Raw genomic sequence first — 20,870 nt, 5'->3', positions numbered from 1 at the left:
CGACTACGCGGCATCGTCCTTTCTGATCTTGTTGTTCACGGGGCCAGCATGCCAGATCCGGGGACGGCTTCGCGCCCAGGATTAGGCGTCGGAACGGGTCGTCTCGCCAGTGCGCCGGGGCTTGGTTCCTTGCTTGTGGTGCGCGGGGCGGGCGTAGGACTCGCCGGTGGCGAGGACTCGTCCGACGTCGTAGCGGGTGGCGGGTTGTCGGTTCTTCGAGCCGAGCGGGCGGCCGGGGCCGGGATTGGTGGGTTTCGGTGCACCGGCTGGCGTGCCCGTCTTCGCCCACAGGTTCCTGAACCCCCGCCTCACTCGGGCCGGGGTGAGTCTGTTCGGTTCCGCAGGCCGCTCCCACGGCCGTCGGAGGTCCCTCGCGAGCGGGCGAGCGAGGCGGAGCTGAGTGTGTGCGGCCAGGACGAGCCAGGTCCAGCGGTCGGCCGCGCCGGAGTCCCGGAGCTTGGGGCGGGTCCATCCGAGGGTCTGCTTGAGCAGCCGAAACGTGTGCTCCACGTCGAACCTTCGCAGGAATGCCTGCCAGCACCGGTCGACGTCGTCCATGGCGCCACCGGTGCCAGACCACCACAGCCAGACGGGCTTGTTCACCCCGCCACTGGGCAGTTTCGCGACGGCCAACCGGATCACGGTGCCCTCGATGATCGGCAACGGGCCCACGTGGTCGAGCCACGCCGCCCGGCGGGTCAGCCGGGGGTGAAGCCGGTCCCAGGCTTGTGCGGTCGCGGTCCCGTACCGGTCGGTGTTGGTCACGGTGACCGCAGTGGCCTCGCCCCACGTGGCCGGGTCACCGAAGACGAACTCGCCGCCGTGTTTGGGCGGGCGACCACCTTGCGGCGGGCAGATCCACGGCACAGGGACGGGCTTGCGCATGACCCGGTCCGAACGGAGCCGGCCCAGCACCTCGACGGGAAGATCACTCAGGAGGTGGGCGATGCGGGGCGCGTCGTAGCCAGCATCGAGGACAACCATGATCTTCGGGGCCCCTGCCTGCCACTGGCCGGCTTCCACAAGGCGTTCGACGACGTCGCGGACCTGGCCGGCGGTGACCGCGGCCAAGTCGGCTCCAGGTTCCAACCGGATCGCGTCCAGCAAGGCGGTCCAGGAGGTCCGGCCGGTTTCCAGGGCGGCGACGATCGAGTACGGCCAGCCGGGCACCATCTGGTGCTTGCCCAGGCCCCGGCCGAAGGTATGGCAGAAGGAGCGGTCCGAGGAGGTGTCGGCGTCCGGCCGCAACCACGGCGAGACGTCCACCGCCAGCACCAGCCGACCGTCGCCGGCTCGGGGAAGCGGGACACTGGTCAGCGCCCGCCGCAGCCGGGCGAAGTCAATCCGACCATGGTTGATCCCGGAGTACAACGCCCCGTGCCCGCGCCGGTGCTCGGGAGCGAGCGCCAGGTCCACGAGGGTGCGGACCGGACCGTCGGTGCACAGCAATGCGTCGCACAGCTCAAACAGAGCGTCGCTCCGCGCGGTCAGGCACGCGTACAACTCCGACCGGAACTCCACAACCACCGTCAACGCGTCTCGTTGAACCTCATGCCCGACCAGTCCCACGATCCCGGCCTCCGTGCTGCGTTGTCGCTCAGCACAGGATCGGCCCGTGGCCCCTCATGACGCTGGTGAACTGGGAAAACACCGAACAAGTTCGAGCCCCGTTCGACGCCGGACCATAAACGACAAGCTCAGTGCCTGTTTGAGTACGTCGCTACTGTTTCCCTGTCGTCGTCCGGGGTGACTCCGGACTGAATGAGGGGTGGGCAAGTGGAAAAGACTTGGTTCGAAAAGGTGTTCCGCAGGAGACCGCACCCGGTGCTGCGCCTGCTGGGGAACCTCGCGGCTTGTGTAGCCCACTTGGTCTTCGCAATCATCGTGATCACGCATTTTCACAGTGCCTGGCGATGGCTTTTTGTCCCGATCGGGCTCTTGGGGATGGTCGGCGATGGCCGGGGCGTGGTCTCGGCGGTGCAAGACCTTCGGCGGCGCGACGCCGCCCTGGCGCCGGAATGACGAAGTTCGCTGGCTGACCGCCTCGGCCTCACCCGCAGAGGGAGGACACGGCCCAGGCCTTGGCCGGATCAGCCAGCGCCATCTTCACCGCGCCAGGGTCGAAGCTCAGCGTGGGATCGGGACCGGTAGGCGGGTTCAGCTGCTCGCGACTGGCTTCTTCGACCAGTCGCTGCGGGATCCCTTGCGGGTGAGGCGCCGGGTCATGAGCGTGATGAGTGACCAGGTCAGGTGGGCCTCGGAATGTTGCGGAAGCCGTTCGTAGTCCCGGACGTTGCGGCGGGACTTCATGATCCAGCCGAGGGTTCGTTCGACTTTCCAGCGTCGGGGCAGGACGACGAAGCCTTTTGCGCCGCGGGGACGGGAGACGGTCCTGAGCGTCATCTTCAGGAAGTCGTCGGACCAGTTCACGAGCTGGCCAGCGTAGGCGGAGTCGGCCCAGACCTGGGTGATCTGCGGTTGCATGACGCGCAGGCGCCAGAGGAGCTCGCGGGCCGCGTCGCGGTCGGTCATGTCGGCGGGTGTCACCGTGATCATCACGGGTAAGCCGAGGGTGTCGACGGCGATGTGTCTCTTGCGTCCGTTGATCTTCTTCGCGGCGTCGAAGCCACGAGTCGCCTTGGAGACGGTGTCGGCGCCTTTGACGGACTGCGAGTCCACGATCAAAGTCACCGGCCAGGGGCATCGCCCCTGGCCGGTGCGGATCTGTCGGCGGAGCTGGTCACGGATGAAACCGAGGACTCCGGCCCGCATCCAGCTGGCGAAGTGATAGTAGACGGTCTGCCAGGGCGTTCTGTGGAATCAAGAATGTCAAGCGGTGTGCTTATGGATCACGCCGAGGTACTGGCGTTCACGATGGGGCACGTGATCGTCACGGCGAGGCGTGAAGAACACCGCGCAGACGTTCGCGGGTTGGGTAAGGATGCTGGACTGTTCTCCGAACGTGAGGCGGTCGTTGACGTCGTGGCGGCAGTCGACGGCATCAAGGCCGGCGATCAGGTCTTCTCGGAGCACTGCTGAGGGGTAGGACTCTGAGTCTGGCAAGACCAGGTGCGGCAACTTGGTCGTCGAGCCCGCCCGGAGCCTGATATCGATTCCGCTTACGACGCGTTGGGTTACGACCAGCTCCAGGCCGTTCCAGGCGTAGGGGTAGCCGTCGATGTCCGGTCTCATCCGGATGGCGGGGTGCGGGCGTCCTGGTCCCAGGAGATCCTCGGCCGCGGTCAGCGGCATGCCGCAGTGAAGCGGGCCGATACGGCCGGTCCGGGCGAAGTCGACGAGCACGTTCATCAAGGTCACGACGGTGACTCTGGCATCCTCTCGTGTTGATCCACACCTGAATAATGGTTGAGGGTCCTCAGCATGGCTCACCGGGTCGGCACGATCGTGCGCCGGTGGTGAGGTCGATGACCGGCAGCAGAGTCGCAGTCGTGGGGGCGCCGATCTGGCTCGGTGTCGGCCCTGCGGGGGTAGGAACGTCGGCGAGTCGGTCGAGGAGCTTGTCAAGGGCGGCCTGCCCGTCATCGACGGCGGCGCGTTCATCGTCGGTGAGAGGGATGCTGGCCAGCATCTTCTGCAGGTTGTCTTTCGCCTCTAGAAGTTGGCCCTTGCTGGATTCCTTCGGAGTGTAGAAGTCGCAGCGCGCGCAGGCCATGCGGTGCTGGCACTGCTCGAAGAAGGTGTAGGTGCACCAGCCGTGACCGAGGTCGTAGAACTGCCAGGGTTCGCCGCTGGCGGCGGCGCCGGAGGTGACCGCGTCGCGGTCGACCAGGACTTCGATGGTGCGTACGTTCCTGGCGAAGTAGCCGGCGTCGTTGTAGGCCCTGGCCAGGGTGTTCGGGGTGAGCTTCGCGTAGTGCGTGGTCGCCTCGGGAGTCCGGTGGCCCAGCCATTCCTGCAGCTCGAAGAGGGTCATAGGCTCCTTGGCGTTGTAGAGCTGGCTCGCGATCGTGGACCGGGCCCGGTGGCTGGTGATGTTGCCGCGGACATCGGAGTTGGGGACGCCGGCCTTGCGGCAGAGCATCGGGATGATCGCCGTGTTGATGTAGTGCTTTGCGACCCGGCGGGCGCGGTGGGCGAACAAAAAGTCGGCGTACTCGTTTGTCTTGCGGTCGATCATCAGCGGCTGAGCGGGCCTGGAGGCCTGCCACGCCTCGATGGCCTGGCCCAGGAGTGGATCGACGGGCTTGGTGAACGCCGTGCCGGTCTTGTGGGTCGGCACGTCCAGCAAGCAGACGGCGTCGCGAGCGAGAACCTCGCCGGAATCGCCTGGGATGGGCAGGCCGTCATACTGCCAGCGGATACAGCCCACCCGGAGGCGGGCGATCTCGTCACTGCGCTGGCCAGCGAACAGCCAGGTCAGCGTGATGGCCCGGATCAGCTCGACCGGATAGGTGCGGCCGTCCGCGGTCGGCAGGTCGCCGGGCTCGAGGTTCAGTCCCGCCCAGAGCAGCTTGGCCCAGATGCCATCGGCGATCACGCGCGGGTCCGGGCCCATCAGGGCTCGGACGCTTCGTGGCGTTCTCAGGGCATGGGCGGGGTCGAACCTGCGCGGGATCAGTTCCCATTCGTGCAGGTCACGGAAGAAAGCACGCGGCACTTTGAGATAGCCGGACTTCGTCTGCGGCGTGAGCGGTTTTCCCAGGCGGTTCTGCGATCGCATGCCATAGGTCCACTGGGAAAAGTCGCCGACGGTCATGCGGTCCACGGCTGCAACCCAGGACGCGCACGTCTGGCGGGTCCACTGGCCGGGCTCGGTGATCTCGGAGTGTTCGGCGGCCAGCCAGCGACCGATCTTGGCGAGCACGCTGCGGTAGCCGCTGCGGATCTTCGGAGTCAGCGTTGATGTCGCATACCAGTGCTCGACCGAAGCCGCCCAGGAAGCTGGGACGCCCTCCATCGCGGCCGGTCCGGCCTCGTGCCGTGACGGTGGGGGGTCCGCGTGGCCGAGTGCCGCGATCGCCCGTTGGAGGCCGTAGAAGTCCTTGCCCCACTGTCCGCTCATCGCCGGATGGACGCGCAGCGCGGCCAGGGCCTCGGTGGACAGGTCCTCCAGCAGCGGACTGCGGTTCAGCAGCAGCGTCTGGCAGATCACCGCAGCCAGCCTGTCGGTGTCACGACGATAGCCCCAGTCGGCCAGAACCGTGCAGATCCGCCGGACGGCATCGTCGACGGGATCGGCCCCGAACACCCGGCTGGCCAGAGCCGGCCGCTGGAAGCGGCCGAGCCGATCGAAGGCGGTGAACTCGCCGAGCAGGTAGGCAAGAGCGATCACGAACGGCCGGGCATTGGGGCCGATCTGCCCGCCCCAGGAGCGTCGGAAGTCGGCGCCGCTGGTGTCTACCAGGTCCACCCAGTCATCCGCCGACCAGCGCCAGAAGGCCCGGCGAAGCTCGCCGCAACGGATCAGCACCAGCCCGGCCGCGTCCCGAGCGAACCGCCGCTGGTGATGGTCGTCCGGCGGCCACTGCAGGCTGGCGAGAGCATCCGTCAAGGGCCGCACCAACCGCGCGATCGGCAGCAGAGGCACCGCGTCCACGTTGAGGCCGTCGCGCCGGAGCCGATCGATACTGAATGCCAGGAGTGCGTCCGCCTCGGCCTCGGTGAGCAGGCCGCGACGGTCATAGCGTGCAAGGTCGACGGACGATGCCCAGGTCGGACTGCTTGTCGGCCCCGTCATGCGCGGTTGTGCGGTCACTCGGCGACCGCCCCAGTGGCATTGGCGCCTCGGGTCAGCGTGTCCACGCGCCAGGAATGGATCTGCTGCATAACCCGGTTCAGCTTCTCCGCCAGGTCGCGGCCCGAGAGATGAATGTAGGTCAGCGTCGACTCGGTGCTGCGATGTCCAGCGAAGGAGGCGATGGCGTGCAGTTCCCAGCCCATCCTGGCCAAGTCGGTCAGGCATAGATGCCGAGTGGTGTGGGTCGCGAACCGCGGTAGGTCGGCTGCGAGCGCCACGCGCCGGATCACCTTCGACCAGGTCCACAGGGTCAGCGGCTGGCCGTGGTTGCGGCGAGACTCCGACAAGAACAGCGGCCCGCGGGCCCGGCTGATCGTGGCCCGATGCGTGAGGTAGTCGGACAGCAGGACGCCAGTCGCCGCCGAGTAGGGGACGACGCGCTCGCGCCGGGTCTTCGTCGTCTCGGCCCGAATCCGAAGGGTCCGGTGGGCTGGGTCAAGGTCGTCGGTCCGCAGCGAGCACAGTTCTTCGCGCCGCAGGGCCGCGTCATAGGCGAGAGCGAGCATGACCCGGTTGCGTACGGGCTCCTCCCGCGCGACTGCCAGCAGGTCGAGCCACTGCTGTTCGCCCGGAATCCAGGGCAGCTTTGTAAGCCGGGGCACCAGCCCGCGCTGGTGGCCGCCGAAGTTCCTGCTGGGCGTGTAGCGACCGCGGCCGACCGGGTTCGACTCCCGCAGACCTTCCTCGATGAGGTAGTCGTAGAAGAGCCGAACCGGCACCAGCCGCTGCTGCAGCGTCGCATTCGCCAGGCCAGCCCCCGAGTCCAAAACGACGACGTTGCCTCCTCGTCGGCTCGGCCGCGTGCTCAGCTCCTTCACGAACGCCGCCACATGCAGACGCTTCGCGGCAACAGGGTCGATCCCGTCTCGCTCGCAGACCAGCAGGTACTCGGCCAGTCCCCGCGCGTACGCGTCGATCGTCCGAGGAGCCCGCCCCAGATCCGTCCACACTCGCAGCCACTCGGCCGCCCGCTCATGCCGGCCCAGGACCGGCCACTTCTCCTCCAGCACCAACGCGTTGCCCAACGGATCTCCTCAGTACGTGGGGACGCCGCAGGATACGAACTTCATCCCGCGGCGCGTGATTCCACGTAACTAATAGGTAGTCGGCCGGCAGTGCCCGCCACTTGACGCCGTTATCGACGACGTAGCGGATCGCGTCGACGATCTCTCGGCGGTGCCACTTCTCCGGCCGGCCCCCGGTCTTGAGCTGGCAGGCCGGCACCGGCAGGAGAGGTTCGATCAGCGCCCACTCGGCGACGGTGGTGTCTGAGGGGTAGCGACGACGGCGGGGCGGCGGCATGGCGGGTCCCGGGCTAGAGCGGGAAGGGCGAGGGCTATTTCGCGAGCTGGGCCAGCGTCGCCCTGACCCCTGTGAGCTGGGCGGCTGCGACCTGGGCCCATTCGTCGTCGGGGTAGCGGACCAGGTGCGGGTCGAGAGTCCCCGTGATCATCCGGGTGAGCCGGCCAAGGATCTGCCGGAACTGCTGCTTCTCGTATTCGATCCAGTCCGCCGGTTCATCGGAGAAGAGATATCCGTCACGGCGGCGCCAGATGATCGGAGTGAGGTGTTCGGCCGCGCCGACATCCCGCAAGTGCCGCACTCCGCGGGCAACCTGCGACGGAGTGAGGCGGGTGGCGGCCACCAGTTGCCGGGCCTGCAAACCTGAGGGCCTGGCCTCCATCAAGGCAACCCGGACCAGGTCGCCGTAGTGCGAGCTGAACGGGGTGGCCGCGCCGCGGATCCGGCGGCGGGCGGGCAGCATCTCACTCGCCCCTCAGGAGCTGGGCGAGCTGCTCGTCCAGGGTGAACTGGCCGGAGTCCAGTGCGGCCTCCAGCCAGTCGGCCGCGGCCCTGACTTTGGAGATGCCGCGGCGGACGGTCTCGCGTTCGTCCTCGGTGAACTGCTGGTCACGCATGCGCGGAACCAGCCGGCCCAGGGTGGCGACGTACTGGTGGCACGATCCGACCAGGTCCAGGTATTCGATGGTGTGCTCGATCTGGCGGACCGCCGGGGTACGTTCACGGACCCGCTCGCGGACCTCGTTGGAGTTGTCGAACTGAGCCCGGTTGACCAGGAAACGGGCGGTGTCGTCCCGCATCGTCTCCCGCGCGACCGCCGGCCTGCGCAGAAGTTCGGTGGTCACCGACTTGGCGACCTCGTCGTCCCGGGTCAGTTCCTGGACGACCCGGACCCGGTCGGCCGGAGCGACCTGGGCCGCGGCCGCCGGCCTGCGCAGCAGTTCGGCCGCCACCTTCGCCGCGACCTCGTCGTCCCGGGTCAGGTCGGTGACCGCCTGGACCTTCTCCTCCACGCTGACCGGACGGTCAACGCGCTGCCCGACCAGGCGTTTCGCCCCGTCGATGGTCCACCACCGCTGCCCGGACCGGTTGAACGGCGGGTCCTCGATCTGGGCCCACCGCTCGTCTTCCTCGCTGATCGAGGCCAGAACCCGGTGAACGCTGAACGCGACGCCGTCCTTGCGCTTGCCCTTCGGCCAACGGGAGGCGACCCACCGCCAGTCCTTCACCGTCGAGGCCGCGACCCCGATGTCGTCCGCGAACATGGCCAACGACTCCTCGACCGTGAAAAGGTCATCGGTCCCGTTCGGCATCGATCCGCCCACCGGCCTCATCGGCTCGATCTCCAAGGCCTTGTCGCCCAGGGCGAACTGGGCCCGCGCAATCTGCGCGACCAGCTCGCGGGCCTCGGCGACGATCTGCTCGTAACGCGACCGGGTGACGTTCCCGACTCGTTCTGACATGGACTTTCACCGCCCCTTGCTCCCGGGCTGGATCGGCCACCAGACGGTGACCAACACGGGATTCCAGCCCAGGTCAGGACCAGAATGAAGCGTCCATGACCAACGGCGGCAGGCGCAGACCGGGGGCGTGCGAGGCGCCCGGAACCCGGGCCTCACCACCTCTGCGGAACAGCAGATTCAGCCGTGCCAAACGGGGACATGTGAGGCGTTCGGCTATGGCGTCACCGTGACGTCATCCGGTGACGCCTTCTCCCGCCAGGCCCTCGTGCGGCATCGGGGCGAACAGAACACCGCAGACTGCCGCCGCTCGACCCCCGCCGTCCATCCCCGGCCACAAACAGGACAGACAGCATGGTCCCCACGCTGCATCGCAGCAACCCGCCGCCGGGCCTGCTCCAGCACCCTCCACCGCCTGGACCTGCACCTATCCGAGCAAAACACCGCTGTCGGCGACTTCGTCGCCGACAGCGGAACACCACACTCCCGGCAGTACCGCCGGGCCGATCCACCGGACGTCACGAGCCCCATCGTCGAGCCGTATCGACCACCTGACCAGAGATCTCAAACACTCACTCAGTACGCGGGGCCACCCGGGGACGGCCCGGGAAAAGACGGCCCGGCGGCCACCCTGGGGCTGGCCGCCGCGCTTGGTGAGCAGCTCCTCACCGCCCTGCCCTCTGCGGTACTCGGCCGTCTCCAGGACCAGCTGGACAGCGGTGAGCTACTTGCTCTCGCTCCCTTGCCCCAGGTTCAGCAGGACACGTTCAACGATGTCGTCGCGAGTTTGAAAGACTGCCCGGACTACCAGGCCCCCGCCATCCGCCGACACTTCGTCCCCCTGCTCACCTCAACCGTGCGCTTCCTTGCCAACAGGACGAACCGCGGCCGCGACAAGCACACAAAGAAGACCGCCTACCTCTTCGCCCCCGCCCCTGGCGAGACGCTTCCTCATGAGGTCGAGCTGCAGGAAGACCTACACGACTTCCTGGACGCAGCAGGCTTCGACGTCCAGATGGAAGCCATCGACCGCAGCGGCGGCCGGGCCGACATCGTCGTACGGCTTCCGGGATTCGACATCGTGATCGAATGCAAGCGCGAGAAGAGAAAGGCCAGCCGCGAAGACCTCAAGAGCTATCTGGGGCAGACCATCGCCTACCAGGCGACGGGAGTCACCCTGGGGATGCTCGCAGTCCTGGACCTGACGCCGAAACCCCACTGGCTTGCCAACATCCGAGACAATATGTGGACCGAGCACATCCAAGCTCCTGCCCCTGAGCAACGAGACCGCTGGGCAGTTGTCGTTCGTGTCCCCGGAAACCGCCAAAGCCCGAGCGGCATGTAGCCGGCCCGGCGCCGCCGGGTGTCGGACCGGATCACACGCAAGCACGGGAATCCGGAGCCCGATCGCCGAGGTCAGCTCCGGCGCCCAGTCCACGCCCAGCGCCGCGAGGGCGGCGAGCTGCTCGACGGTGAGCTTGTCCCGCCCCTTCGCTGGCTGTGGCGCAGCCGCCTCGACAGCCCCGGCATGGATCATGCTGTCGCTGGTCATCGATGCCTCTTTCTTGATCAGGAGTTACACCGAACGATTTACGGTCCCTGCCCGGGAGCGGGAGCCTGGAGACAGGGGAGTCCCGGGTTCCGTGCCGTGCACTGGTGTGTGTCAGGCCGGCTCAAGTATCGGACGCCGCCTGTCAGTGGGCCGGGTCAGCGTCACCGCCATACCTCCATCACGTCTGCCTGGTTGGTGTTGCTACTTCCTTCCGGGGCATAGCTGATCTTCCACAGGTCTGTTTCGGCGTTGATTTGCCCGACGGCGTAGCCGTCGGTCTTCTCGGCTGCCGGGTTCTCTGCAGTCCTGCAGATGTAGTTCTTTCGCTCTCCGCCGATGATGTCGGCGGCTCCCCCGTTGTAGAGGCAGCGGAAGCTCTGGGATCCCCCGGACGGATACTTGAGAGAGATCGCCCATGGATGCCCTTCGCTGGGGGACACGTCGGTTGGACGGGGCTGGCGGTCGATTGTGGGATCGTCAACTATCCACACTTCTTTCGCCCATGGCGAAGCTAGACAGGCTGCTCTACGGGGGAGCCCTGATGCAGGGTAGACGAATGGCCAGCATGGATCCCTTACTGCCTCGTTGGAGAAGCACCGCAGTGCGTCAGGATCACTGCTCACGCGACTGTTCTGGCACTTGGCCGCTCCATGACCGTCTTCTTGGTACGGCGGAAGGAGCGTTCCGTCATTCCGGAAGGGGCGGAGGAGGTGAACTTCTGTGCGATCCGGCCTCTTGGGTGCGTCCGCCGTCAGCTGGAGAACCGCCACGACAAGCCCGGCGATAGTGGCAATGCCCGCGCCGATCTCAAGCCATCGGACCCATGTCTTCGGGCGGCGCGGCGGGTTACTCGCACCCGCGTCTGAATTCGAGGGCACTTCACTCGTTTCATCCTGCATGAGCTAATCATTGCCAAGCATTCCGGAATGGTCTGGCAGGCTTACCTGACAGACCGGCAGGCAGGTCGCCGAGCACCTCACCGCAGCCGGTTCGGAGCATCCGTGGACCGGGGTGAAATTCTCCTCGGCGTGGGGGAGCCGCGATGTCCTCGACGCGGTCCTTGTTCGGTCTGACCTCGTTGCGGAGATCAGTGCCGACGTCGCGATCGACCGGGGGAGCCTGTACCGGCACCCGGTGCGGCACGTGCGCCTGCGCCTGGACGTGAGCGTCGCGGACGTGCCTCCGGTCGGTGGGGGCACAGCCGCGGCCGCTGGCTGAGCAGAAATGCCTGTCCTGGAATAGTGCCGCACGGCACGCTGCTCTGCATGAGGGATCAGCGAGAAGAATTTGCCCGGTGTGCCGTAGCACTGGCCGCGGAGTTGCACGCGGTGCGGCATGATGCCGCAGTTGCCGTTGACCCCGAGGACCCCTGGGCCGTTCTTGCCCCGACGGGGGATGACCCCTTCGCTCCGTCCCTGGCCGGCCGGGAGGGAATCTTCGACCAGGCGCTGTCCAACGGGCTGGCCGCGATCGTTGCCTCTGAGTGGCCGGGCAAGGAATCGGACGGTAGGGGTTTCGTCCTGCCGGCCAGGACGTTACAGCGGGTGGACCACTTGATGCACGCGGAAGGCGCCATCGGCTTCGCGCTCGTGGAGGTGGCGTACGACGTGGCTGACCAGTTCGTGATCCACCACCCGGAGCACGATCCCTGGAAGCATTGGGAGCCGAACAGCCCGGGTCAGCCCAAGCCGTGGGACGGGCAGACGCACTCTGCTCCTCAGTACATCTTGGAGTACCCCGTATTTCCGCCCAGTCAGAACATTGAACGTCGCTGGACAGTGGAGCACCCACCGCCTCGCTCCCCAGCCGTGTTGCACCCCTGACCTGCACAACCAGGGGCCCACAGTCATCAGGGGACCTGTGCTGCAGCCCATGTTGCACCGCCGTCCGGTGCCAGAAGGCCAGACGAAGGCCCCGGGGGTCATGACGTCCCGGGGCCTCCACTTCGCTGACCTCCCACCTCAACGACGAGCGAGGCGGCGTGTCACGCCCAGTCCACACCCAGCTTCGCGAGGGCGGCGAGCTTGTCGCTTCGGGTCTTGGCGTTGGAGACCCACACGCCCAGCTTCCCCAGCGGGGGTGGCAAGGGCGCAGCAGTGGCCGGTGTCCCCAGCAGTCCGCGGCGTGCACACGGCTCGGGGGCAGGCCGCCTCCTGCCGGCTAGTGCTGTGACCGGGAAGGTTCACCGGGTCGATGATCGGGTACCGGGTTCAAAGTTCTGTCCGGTGTTGGGCTGTGGCACGATGCCGCGATGATCACCTCACCTATACCGCCCGTCGTTCCCGCAGGCCACATGGCCAAGATGGAACAGCCCGTGCTTGCCCTCCCCAGTGGTCTTGAGCTGCGTCCCTGGCGTGTCAGCGACGCAGACGCTTTGGTAGCAGCCGCTCAGGAACCGGGCATTCGCCAGTGGAACCGGCTCTTCGTGACGACGAAGGAGGAAGCACGCGAGCGCATCGAGCGCATGCGCGAGCGTTGGCACACAGAGCAGAGCGCGATATGGGCCATCGCGCGGCCCGATGGTGGTGAGGCCGTGGGCTTGATCGGCTGGGGTGACATCGACCTCCAAGGCGGCAGCGCCGAAATCCTGTACTGGCTGCTGCCCGCAGGACGTGGCCGCAGCGCCATGGCCGAGGCTACGAAGCGCATCAGCCGTTGGGCGTTCGAAGACCTTGGTCTGCACCGTCTCCGGCTGTGCCACGCAGTGGCCAACTCGGCATCGTGCCGAGTAGCGGATAAGGCTGGCTTCACCGTCGAGGGCACGATGCGTAGCGCCTTGCTGCACGAGGACGGATGGCACGACGAGCACCTGCACGCCTTGGTCCACGGCGACATCTGATCCTGTGACGGATGGTCAGGCGACGATGTTGAGGGGTCGGCCGCCCCAGCGGATGCCTCTCTCGCTGCGGATGCGCGCGCGTTCGCGTCGTTGGGCGGCCAGGATGTCGGGGTGGCGGGCGTTCTTGTTCCGCCAGCGCAGGTAGGCGTGCAGGGCACGCGTCTGGACTGTGTGGTTGGGGTGGCTTGAGTTGGCCAGGGTGAACTGCCGGAGCGGTCCGAAGTGGGCCTCGATGGGGTTGGCCCAGGACGCGTAGGTCGGGGTGAAGCACAGTTCGACCCTGTTGCGGGCCGCCCAACTGCGGATTCGCCAGTTCAAGTGGGCGGATAGGTTGTCCAGAATCACGTAGATCGGGGCGCCGTCCGGGCGGGCCTCGCGGATCGTTCTCAGGGCGGCCCAGGTGTGGTCGATGCCTTTGCGGCGCCGGTTGGTGCCCCACATCCGATCGTCGCCGACGGAGTAGCAGCCGTGGAAGTAGGTGATTCCGTGGGTCCGCCGGTAGGTGGCCGGCAGACGGTTCGGCTGCGTCTTCTCGGCCCAGCAGGAGCCGGCCGTCGGCCGGATGCCCAGCGGGCCGAACTCGTCGAAGGCGAAGGTGCGGTCCGGCCGCTCGTTTATCGCGTACTCGATTCGGGTCAGCTTGGCGTCGAAGTTCGGATCCGGGGACTCCTTCCAGGTTTTCGTACGCTGGAAGGAGATCCCGCGGCGAGTGAGTAAGCACCGCAGGGCCTCCCGTCCGAGCAGGATGGGGCGGGCACGGTTGCGCCGCAGGTGATCGGCGAGCTTTCGGATCGACCATTGGGTGAACGGCTTGCCCAGCACGGTTGGGCGGGTGGTGGCCGTCTGGACGACGAAGTCCTCGTCGTCACGATCGAGAAGGCGGGGACGGCCGCCCGCCCAGCGAGGGTCCAGGCATGCGAGCCCGATCTCGTTGAACTTGTGGATCACGTCGCGGACGGTGTCCTCGTCCGCCTGGACCAGCCGAGCTATCACCGGGACCGTGCTTCCGCCGGCCGAGGCCAGCAGCATCATCGCCCGCCGAAACCGCACCGAACTCGTACTGCCCCGCCTGACGATGTGCTGGAGTTTCTGCCCCTCCTGCTCAGTCAGCCCGCGAACCCGGACCGGTTTCGCCATCCCGCCTCCCCACGCTGATGGGAGAACTCATTTCCAACCAGCGCCAGGAGCAACCCGGCGAACTTTTCCGGTCACAGCACTAGGCACCCCGCATGGGCCGCGCGGGAAGCGCATGGCGAGCGGCCTTAGGGGGACCTCCTGGCGCGCGGGGGCCAGTCCGCCCTACCTGAACGTGATCGTCACCGTGCGCGTTGCCGAAGCCAACGTCACTGACTTCTCGCCCCTGCCGATCGCCTGGTCGATCTTCTTGATGTCCGACCAGGAAAAGCCCTCCCGTCGGTAACGGGCCCGCTGTTTCGGCGTCATGTGCTTGATGTCGTCCTTGCCGACTGTGGTCATTCCGGCCCCGATCCCCCTCGCCGGCCCACCCGTCATCTTCGGCATACCGCTCCCTCCACCCCGGCCGACCGGACGTAAGCCGCAGCCTGACTGATCCGCCTAACGCCGCCAAGTGATCACTTTCTCGCGTACGAGCAACGGCTTGTCGTCCGGTCCTTTGACGTGCTCGTTAATCCAGATGGGGCGGTGGGCTTGTAGGCGTGGGTGCCATTGACGCCGCCAGTGTCCCCGGACAACCCAGCGGTGAGACCACTCGACCTCCTGGGCCTCGTCGTTGTTCCCGCCCGCTGCGGTCTTGCGCCGCAGGGTGACGACAGCCACGGGAGCAGCGGGAATCTGTCCTGCCCGCTGGAGTCGCCTCCGCTGAGGACGGTCCGCTTCCAGTTCACCAACGGCCACCAGCGGCTGCTGCATCAGGGTCCACATGGTGCGGGCGTATCGGCACAGAACAGCAGACTCGGGACTCATGGCGCCGATTTCTACCGACTGTGCCATCTGGAGAGGGCGGCCCGCGGGCATGAACATCCCGTTACCCACCGGCGCGACAGGCGATCCGAAGAACTGGCGTTCCTCCTCGCTACCGACGGGCCCGATCCACTGGATCAGGATTCCGTCATCATGCTGCTCCTCCGCCCACTTGTTGGCTGGCAGGACTCGATGGACGGGACGCCACCGCAAGCCACTGAATGGGTGGTCATCCACACACGCCAGATCGGCGCACCGAATCGTGAAAGGCTCAGCAAGGACGAGGAATCCATGGCTCGAGGGTGGCTCCTCAAGGAGAACGTCTTCGTCAGGCAGAGTTTCCTGTGCCGCTTCCACGATGCGGACCATGTCCGGAGCCACCCAGTAGTTCTGTGCGATACGCAGACTGTCCAGCTCGTCTTGCGGCGAGTTGCTGAACCCCTGCTTCGCGTAAGCCTCGGCTTCCATCTCCGCCAGCTCCGCGGCCGGCCTTCCGGCGAACCAACCTGCGAAGGCCAGCTTGATGTCCAGGGTCTCCTCGGGCCGCATCGCCCTCCCTCCACACCGCAGTGCAGACACGTACACGGGGGGACATTCTTCAAGACAAGCGGCTGCCCGCGCAGTCGTTTGTCCGATCACGGTCGACGGCCCGCACAAGCCTCAGTGGGGGCCCAGAGAGGCGAACTTCTGCTCGGACTCGTGCACCTTGTGGGCACCCTGGGCTGTAGCCCAGTCGACGCGCTCGCTGATGCTGTGGTCGTAGAAACCCATCCGCAACGGGTCTGGCTGAGCCACGAAGGCCGGGAGCGGAGGCCAGGAAGCCCCACGCGGCCGCGCAGCCTCAGCCACTGCCTCATCCCACGAGGCGCGCTCCGCGGAATAGGCGGCGGCCGCCGCCGGGAACTCAAATATCAAGGTCTCACCTCTGGCCACCCGGGGACTGCGAACCGAGACCTCGGAACCGTCCACGCTGACGATGGCCACGACATCATGAGCTGTGGCCTCGCCCTGCTGCACCAACCCGTAGCGACCCGGTTCGACCCAATCGCCCTCCCACCGCACATCGTCCCGCTCGACATCCCGTGCCTCTCCACGCCGCGCGTACACATTGGCTTCCTCAGCGAGCTGATTCGCCTGCTCCGCCAGCCTCGTGGATGCGCTGCTCTGGACGTTCGCCGCCTGGGCAAGCTCGTTCGCCCTACTCGCCTGTCTGTGCGCGAGCTGCGCGTACACCAGCGCGGCTATGCCGGCCGCACCCCCGACCCACCCTGCTGCATCTCCCATTTCCATGGCAGCACGGTAAGGGCGAGCACTGACGAACCACGTCAGGCCCAGTCCACGCCCAGTTGCCGCAGTGCGTCCAGCTGGTCCTGGGTGAGTTTGTGGCGGCGGGTCTTGGTGTTGGAGACCCACACGCCCAGCTTCACAATGACCGGCTCCGTCTCCCCCTCGACCGGGATCTCCTCGCCGTGGCCGCGTGGCACGGGCCGGTGGGCTCCTTCCCGTTCCACCCATTGCGTGAGGGCCTGAAGGCCCCGCTGGAACGCCTGCTGTGCCTTGCTCGGGACCTTCGCCCCGCGGCTGGCTGTGGGGGCGGGAGAGGGCGCCTTGTCGGGCTCGATGCCCAGCGCGGTCAGGCGTTCCTGCTGTTCGGGCAGGAGCCGCGCCCAGGTGGCCGGCTGCTTCTGCTGCTGGAGCCATTTGCCGATGTCGTCGCCGTCCATCAGCACGCCGGGTGCGATGTCGGGGAGCTGCCCGTCGGCGTCGACCAGGTCGGCCAGGACGCGGTACTGCCGCTGCCAGTCCAGGGGCCACGGGCAGTCCCAGTCCTCGTCGATCGCGGCCAGCTGCGCCGCGCGTTCCTCGGCCCGGTCCGGGTCCTTGCCCAGGCCGTTCTTGGCGCCCTTCCTGCGCAGGTTGGCCATGTACTGCCCGACGGGCACCATCTCGTCGTCCTCGCCCCAGACGGCGTCCTGCCGGGGTGCGAGGTGCCCGGTGGCCCGCCGGTACGAGCGGAGGCCGGCGAGCTTGGTCTCCCACGCCTCATCGCCCGGTTCCCAGACCATCCCGGCCTCCGGGGCGTCCAGCAGGGTCTTGCGCCGCTCCTCCAGTTCCCCGGCCCGTAGGGCTTTCCGCTGCTGGTGGACCCATCGCCCGAGCGGAAAGTCCTTGGTGACCCCGACCGGGGTCTCGACGTCATAGGGCACGGCGTGCAGGCCGGTGATCCCGTGCTCGGCCCGCCACCGCAGCAGGGCCTGGTAGCCCTCCAGCCAGACCAGGGACTCCGGCCGGTAGACGCGGGTCCGCAGGAACGCCGCGATCGTGGCGGGGTCGCGCGGGCTGGAGAAGTGCAGCAGCGCCGACTCGACGCCCGCGTCGCCGGTACCGCCCTGCTCCTGGTCCTCGGCGTCCTCCCCGGCGCCGGCCGCGGTGCTGGCGCTGGTGATCCGGCCGTCCTCGTCGCGGCGGACGTGGACCTGCCGCTCGTACTGTCCGCGGGTGAGCGCGCGGGATGCGAGTTGCTCGACGAGGCGGGCGTCGTGCGAGCGCAGGCCTTGGAGCACGGCTACCAGGGGTGCGAACGACGCTGAGGCGACCATATCGGTCGGGTCCTCCCCGGCCTCGAGGAAGACCGGGACGATGATGCGGGCGACCTTGGTGGTCCCGTCCGGGTTGGGGCGGAGCGCGCGGCCGATGTTCTGCACGATCTCGACCTGCGATCCGCGGGTGTCGGCGAAGCAGATTGCCTCGACTCCCCGCTCGCCGGTGATGTCGACCCCTTCCCCGAGGACGCGTACGGACGCGAGGAACGCCCGGTGCACCCGCCGGCCGGCCGCGTTGATGCCGTTGGCGAACTGGCGGAGTACCTCCCGCCGCTCGGCGACGAGGTGGTCCCCGCACAGCCATGCCGCCCAGACCCGGTCCGGGGGTACGTGCCGGCCGGTCTCCAGCTCGTAGAACTCGGCGCCGATCGAGGAGCGGGGAAGGACCGCTGCCTGCTCCATGGCCGCCGCGGCCACCCCACCTTCCGTGCCCGCCGCGGCGTACAGCTTGGCCGCGGTCTCGGGCAGCTTCGCCGCGAACGCGGCGGCCTCCTCGACCCGCTGGTGGAACGTCATGACGGTCTTGAGGTTGTGCCGGGCGGCGTGTTCCAGGAGCGCGGCCTGCAGCAGGGCCAGGCGCCGGCCCCGCAGCCCGTCCTCGGAGATCCCGAGCACAGGGTCGGGGTCGCGAATCTCCAGGACGTCGATCTCGAACCCGGCGAGGATTCCCCGCTCCACCGCCTCCGACAGCCCCAGCTCGGCGCCGGGGAGCCAGGCGCCGTAGGTGCCGTCCGGATCGTCGGCCATGCTCGCGATCACCGGCTCAGGACTGCCCGCGCCCTTCCGCGGCCGCGGGGCGGCGAGGATGCGCGGGGTGGCGGTCATGTAGAGCCGGAAGGCGGCCGGGATCCGGGCGTTGTCGTGGATCGCAGCCCACGGCCGCCCCAGATCCCCCGCGGTCGAGTGCGCCTCGTCCACCACAGCGAGGTCGAACGGGGCCATCACCTGCCCGTACAGCCGCGCTCCGCCCGCCAGCGCGGCCTCCACCGGCCCCCGCACCTTCCGCTGCCCCACGGGCGCCTCGACGTCCTCGCGGTCCACCAGGGACGCGTACGTGGCGAACACGACGACGGGCCCGGCTCCGGCCCACAGGGCGAGCTGGATCGGGTTGGTGGTCGTACGGACCCTGAGCTGGTCCAGGACCGCGTCGTTCTCGAGGGAGCAGACCGCGACCATCGGCGCCCGGTGGCCGACGATGCGCCAGGCCTGCGCGGTCTGCACGAGGAGGTCCAGGGTCGGCACGGTGACGAGGATCCGCCCGCCCGGGAAGCACTCCAGCGCGGACGCGGCGGCCATGATCGTCTTCCCCGAGCCGGTCGCGGACACGATCGTGCCCCGCACCCCCTGAGGGGGCACAGATGATCTTGCAGAGAATCCAATCCATTTCCGGAACGCCGACTTCTGCACGACCTGGTGTTCCCTGAGCTGAACCACAGACATTCTCCTGACCTTCCGATCACTAATTCCGGCGGGTTTTCAGGCGGCCGCAGGTCATAACGACGGCGAGAACGGCGGCACGGACACCGTGCCGTCCTCGCCGACCACGACCCGCTCGGCGAGCTGCGCCAGGACCTCGACGGGCCGTAGCCCTGCCCGAGCGGCCGCCGCCCGGATCAGCCGGCCGGGGCCCGCGGACAGCCACAGCTCCGCCCGCAGCTCGTCCCGTTCGTCCTGCCGCCGCGCCAGCTGCGCAGCATGCGCGGAGAGGACCCCCTGCCGCCGTTCATCACGCTCCCGCGCCCAATCTGAGCCTTGAACATCCCGCTCCGGCTCGTACGCGTCCCACCCGGAGGCCTCCATCAGGAGCCCGACGCGCCGCCACTCGCGGTGCTTCGCCGCCCAGACCGCGGCCAGCCGCTCCGGATCCGACCCGCAACCGAAGAACGCCCCGCCGGCCAGGGCCCGTTCCGCCTCCCGCTCCCTGACCTCCGCCTCCGCGACCCGCTCCGCAACCACACCCCCGGCCAGACCGTCCCCCTGGCGCCGAACCGAATCCCGCGCCACGTCGTAAGCATTCCGCATGCCCACTGGTCCTTTTCAGAGAAAACCGCTTTGCTGCCGAGACGGTCTGTGGATGTCCGGTGTTTCCGCCAACGGTACATGCTGCATCTAACCGATGCAGTCGCCACAGCTGAACCTGACATGAACGAGCGGCCCCACCCCCGCCGTACGGCCAAGCCCCGCCCAAGACGGGAGAGCACGGCGATCCCAGCCGGGACGTCAACGATGGGGAGTGCCACGGAAGGCTCATCGATGGGAAGGCCCCATGGGGGCGGGAGAGGGAGGTTTCGGCCGTACGATTTCCGGTGTGATCCGTCCTCTCTCAGGTCCTCTCACGTGGAGGTACCCCTTTGCTGCATTTGTGCTGACCCTCCTGATAACCACCTGCTGGTATGGGTTGCAGCCGGTCTACCCGGATTGTGTTTTCGCCTACAGCAGCGCTGGGGAGCCGGTGAACGTGAAGGAGGCGTACCAAGCGGCAATCGAGTCCGGACAGTGCGAGCCGCCCCATGCCCGTTGGACCACCTGGAGTGGTTGACGCCCCCCACCCCACAGCAGCAACATGACCGGCCCCCTCCCTGTAGCCGGCCGCCCGCAAAACGGGCCCAGGGTCCGGGAAACGCAGCGGACCGGGCCCCGCCTGCAGCGCAGCGGAAGGCGGCCCTCACCGGCCGCGCGCAGCGCGGCCGGTGACTTTCGGTCAACCCCGAAGCGCAGGGGATGACCGAGAGCGGGCTCCCGATATCGCCCCGTACAACCTTTGTAGGACCCGGGTGGTCTTGGGGGTGATGAATGATTCTGATGTGATAGCTGTTGTGGCAGCGCTGTACGAGGCGCACGCTGCGCTTCCTTTCCCTCCTGGTCTTGCCGGTGCGGACAGGGCGGGCTTCGACCTGGTGCTGGTCGATGCGGACATCGCCGGCTGTGTCCATACCTGGTTGGGCAATGGCGGCACTCTCGATGAATGGCGTTACAGGATCCTGCACTGGCGTGGGTCGCAACTTGAGCAGATCCTGCCTGTCCTGAGGCCGGATGACAGCCCGACTTACTGGGCCAAGCTCTTCCGGATGGCTGAACTCGTGGCAGTCACGGACCCCAGGCCCAAGGAGTCCTATCCGCCTGAACCATGGACACCGTTGCCGCACCCGGGGAACACCCCCTGACCTAGCCAGCCGCCCGCGAAGCGGGCCCAGCCTGGAGCGCAGCGAAAGGCCTTCACCGACCGCGCGCAGCGCGGCCGGTGACCCTCGGTCAACCCCGAAGCGCAGCGCAGGGGATGACCGAGGGAGTGTGGGAGAGCGCAGCGAACCCACACCAGGCCGAAGCGCAGCGAAGGCCGGCCCCACCCGAAGGGTGGGGCGCCCGGAGCGCAGCGCAGGGCTTCCCTTGCACAGCGCGCAGCGCTGTGGTACCC

Annotated in this window: 18 protein-coding genes and 2 pseudogenes; 5 read left to right on the top strand and 15 right to left on the bottom strand. The window is 67.8% G+C overall.

All coding sequences use genetic code 11. The features are described 5' to 3' along the window. Positions 1-81: 81 nt before the first annotated feature. On the bottom strand, positions 82-1,569 hold the full coding sequence (locus ACFWU6_RS15960; RefSeq protein ID WP_383981503.1) for an NF041680 family putative transposase: 1,488 nt from the start codon (positions 1,567-1,569) through the stop codon (positions 82-84). 207 nt (positions 1,570-1,776) lie between these two features. On the opposite strand from ACFWU6_RS15960, the gene ACFWU6_RS15955 reads away from it, so the two are divergent. Beyond that, positions 1,777-2,022 (top strand): hypothetical protein, encoded by a 246-nt coding sequence (locus ACFWU6_RS15955; protein ID WP_383981501.1) that lies wholly within the window; start codon positions 1,777-1,779, stop codon positions 2,020-2,022. A 135-nt stretch (positions 2,023-2,157) separates the two neighbouring features. Here ACFWU6_RS15955 and ACFWU6_RS15950 read toward each other — a convergent pair. The 7 genes and pseudogenes from ACFWU6_RS15950 to ACFWU6_RS15920 form a co-directional block, all read right to left on the bottom strand. Next, a pseudogene (locus ACFWU6_RS15950) lies at positions 2,158-2,796 on the bottom strand (IS5 family transposase); the annotation flags it as partial. A gap of 33 nt (positions 2,797-2,829) precedes the next feature. Further along, on the bottom strand, positions 2,830-3,318 hold the full coding sequence (locus ACFWU6_RS15945; RefSeq protein ID WP_383981499.1) for a hypothetical protein: 489 nt from the start codon (positions 3,316-3,318) through the stop codon (positions 2,830-2,832). A 58-nt stretch (positions 3,319-3,376) separates the two neighbouring features. Further along, positions 3,377-5,716, bottom strand: a complete 2,340-nt coding sequence (locus tag ACFWU6_RS15940; protein WP_383981497.1) for a tyrosine-type recombinase/integrase — start codon at positions 5,714-5,716, stop codon at positions 3,377-3,379. Then, the gene (locus ACFWU6_RS15935) at positions 5,713-6,783 is read right to left on the bottom strand and encodes a tyrosine-type recombinase/integrase (protein WP_383981495.1); all 1,071 of its coding nucleotides are present in this window, start codon (positions 6,781-6,783) and stop codon (positions 5,713-5,715) included. The genes ACFWU6_RS15940 and ACFWU6_RS15935 overlap by 4 nt, the downstream gene beginning before the upstream one ends. A 76-nt stretch (positions 6,784-6,859) precedes the next feature. Continuing rightward, positions 6,860-7,060 (bottom strand): annotated as a pseudogene (locus tag ACFWU6_RS15930) (transposase); the annotation flags it as partial. 34 nt (positions 7,061-7,094) lie between these two features. After that, a complete protein-coding gene (locus ACFWU6_RS15925) occupies positions 7,095-7,523 on the bottom strand; it encodes a hypothetical protein (protein ID WP_383981493.1) in 429 nt (142 codons plus the stop codon). 1 nt (position 7,524) lies between these two features. Continuing rightward, entirely contained in the window at positions 7,525-8,523 is a 999-nt protein-coding gene (locus ACFWU6_RS15920; protein WP_383981491.1) for a DUF6192 family protein, read from the bottom strand. Positions 8,524-8,749: 226 nt separating this feature from the next. On the opposite strand from ACFWU6_RS15920, the gene ACFWU6_RS15915 reads away from it, so the two are divergent. Continuing rightward, positions 8,750-9,865 (top strand): hypothetical protein, encoded by a 1,116-nt coding sequence (locus ACFWU6_RS15915; RefSeq protein WP_383981489.1) that lies wholly within the window; start codon positions 8,750-8,752, stop codon positions 9,863-9,865. Between the two features lie 368 nt (positions 9,866-10,233). On the opposite strand, the gene ACFWU6_RS15910 is transcribed toward ACFWU6_RS15915, so the two are convergent. Next, positions 10,234-10,971 (bottom strand): hypothetical protein, encoded by a 738-nt coding sequence (locus tag ACFWU6_RS15910; protein ID WP_383981487.1) that lies wholly within the window; start codon positions 10,969-10,971, stop codon positions 10,234-10,236. A gap of 366 nt (positions 10,972-11,337) precedes the next feature. On the opposite strand from ACFWU6_RS15910, the gene ACFWU6_RS15905 reads away from it, so the two are divergent. Together ACFWU6_RS15905 and ACFWU6_RS15900 are read left to right on the top strand one after the other, a co-directional pair. Then, positions 11,338-11,895 carry a hypothetical protein gene (locus tag ACFWU6_RS15905; protein WP_383981485.1) on the top strand — a complete coding sequence of 186 codons (558 nt, stop codon included), beginning with the start codon at positions 11,338-11,340 and terminating at the stop codon, positions 11,893-11,895. A 428-nt stretch (positions 11,896-12,323) separates the two neighbouring features. Then, on the top strand, positions 12,324-12,911 hold the full coding sequence (locus ACFWU6_RS15900; RefSeq protein WP_383981483.1) for a GNAT family N-acetyltransferase: 588 nt from the start codon (positions 12,324-12,326) through the stop codon (positions 12,909-12,911). A 15-nt stretch (positions 12,912-12,926) separates the two neighbouring features. On the opposite strand, the gene ACFWU6_RS15895 is transcribed toward ACFWU6_RS15900, so the two are convergent. The 6 genes from ACFWU6_RS15895 to ACFWU6_RS15870 all read right to left on the bottom strand — a co-directional run bounded on the left by ACFWU6_RS15895 (position 12,927) and on the right by ACFWU6_RS15870 (position 19,477). After that, on the bottom strand, positions 12,927-14,048 hold the full coding sequence (locus ACFWU6_RS15895) for an IS630 family transposase (RefSeq protein ID WP_383981481.1): 1,122 nt from the start codon (positions 14,046-14,048) through the stop codon (positions 12,927-12,929). A gap of 162 nt (positions 14,049-14,210) precedes the next feature. Further along, positions 14,211-14,432: a hypothetical protein gene (locus tag ACFWU6_RS15890; protein ID WP_383981479.1), complete on the bottom strand. Its 222-nt coding sequence runs from the start codon at positions 14,430-14,432 to the stop codon at positions 14,211-14,213. Between the two features lie 54 nt (positions 14,433-14,486). After that, the gene (locus ACFWU6_RS15885; protein ID WP_383981477.1) at positions 14,487-15,401 is read right to left on the bottom strand and encodes a hypothetical protein; all 915 of its coding nucleotides are present in this window, start codon (positions 15,399-15,401) and stop codon (positions 14,487-14,489) included. Between the two features lie 111 nt (positions 15,402-15,512). Beyond that, entirely contained in the window at positions 15,513-16,142 is a 630-nt protein-coding gene (locus ACFWU6_RS15880; RefSeq protein WP_383981475.1) for a hypothetical protein, read from the bottom strand. A 35-nt stretch (positions 16,143-16,177) separates the two neighbouring features. After that, entirely contained in the window at positions 16,178-18,895 is a 2,718-nt protein-coding gene (locus ACFWU6_RS15875; protein WP_383981474.1) for a Helicase associated domain protein, read from the bottom strand. A gap of 51 nt (positions 18,896-18,946) precedes the next feature. Beyond that, the gene (locus tag ACFWU6_RS15870; RefSeq protein WP_383981472.1) at positions 18,947-19,477 is read right to left on the bottom strand and encodes a hypothetical protein; all 531 of its coding nucleotides are present in this window, start codon (positions 19,475-19,477) and stop codon (positions 18,947-18,949) included. 782 nt (positions 19,478-20,259) lie between these two features. Between ACFWU6_RS15870 and ACFWU6_RS15865 the strand changes: the two genes are divergently transcribed. Further along, complete coding sequence (locus ACFWU6_RS15865) at positions 20,260-20,619, top strand: hypothetical protein (protein ID WP_383981470.1); 360 nt, start codon at positions 20,260-20,262, stop codon at positions 20,617-20,619. The last annotated feature ends 251 nt before the right edge of the window (positions 20,620-20,870 follow it).

Source organism: Streptomyces sp. NPDC058674 (assembly GCF_042716505.1).
GTDB lineage: Bacteria > Actinomycetota > Actinomycetes > Streptomycetales > Streptomycetaceae > Streptomyces.
The sequence above is the reverse complement of the archived record's forward strand: the minus strand, read 5'-3'. Positions and strand labels throughout refer to the sequence as shown.

Coding starts and splice junctions, on each gene's coding strand:
- ACFWU6_RS15875 (WP_383981474.1), bottom strand. CDS start 18,895: ATGTCTGTGGTTCAGCTCAGGGAACACCAGGTCGTGCAGAAGTCGGCG.
- ACFWU6_RS15925 (WP_383981493.1), bottom strand. CDS start 7,523: ATGCTGCCCGCCCGCCGCCGGATCCGCGGCGCGGCCACCCCGTTCAGC.
- ACFWU6_RS15905 (WP_383981485.1), top strand. CDS start 11,338: ATGAGGGATCAGCGAGAAGAATTTGCCCGGTGTGCCGTAGCACTGGCC.
- ACFWU6_RS15900 (WP_383981483.1), top strand. CDS start 12,324: ATGATCACCTCACCTATACCGCCCGTCGTTCCCGCAGGCCACATGGCC.
- ACFWU6_RS15895 (WP_383981481.1), bottom strand. CDS start 14,048: ATGGCGAAACCGGTCCGGGTTCGCGGGCTGACTGAGCAGGAGGGGCAG.
- ACFWU6_RS15890 (WP_383981479.1), bottom strand. CDS start 14,432: ATGCCGAAGATGACGGGTGGGCCGGCGAGGGGGATCGGGGCCGGAATG.
- ACFWU6_RS15910 (WP_383981487.1), bottom strand. CDS start 10,971: ATGCAGGATGAAACGAGTGAAGTGCCCTCGAATTCAGACGCGGGTGCG.
- ACFWU6_RS15885 (WP_383981477.1), bottom strand. CDS start 15,401: ATGCGGCCCGAGGAGACCCTGGACATCAAGCTGGCCTTCGCAGGTTGG.
- ACFWU6_RS15870 (WP_383981472.1), bottom strand. CDS start 19,477: ATGCGGAATGCTTACGACGTGGCGCGGGATTCGGTTCGGCGCCAGGGG.
- ACFWU6_RS15920 (WP_383981491.1), bottom strand. CDS start 8,523: ATGTCAGAACGAGTCGGGAACGTCACCCGGTCGCGTTACGAGCAGATC.
- ACFWU6_RS15880 (WP_383981475.1), bottom strand. CDS start 16,142: ATGGAAATGGGAGATGCAGCAGGGTGGGTCGGGGGTGCGGCCGGCATA.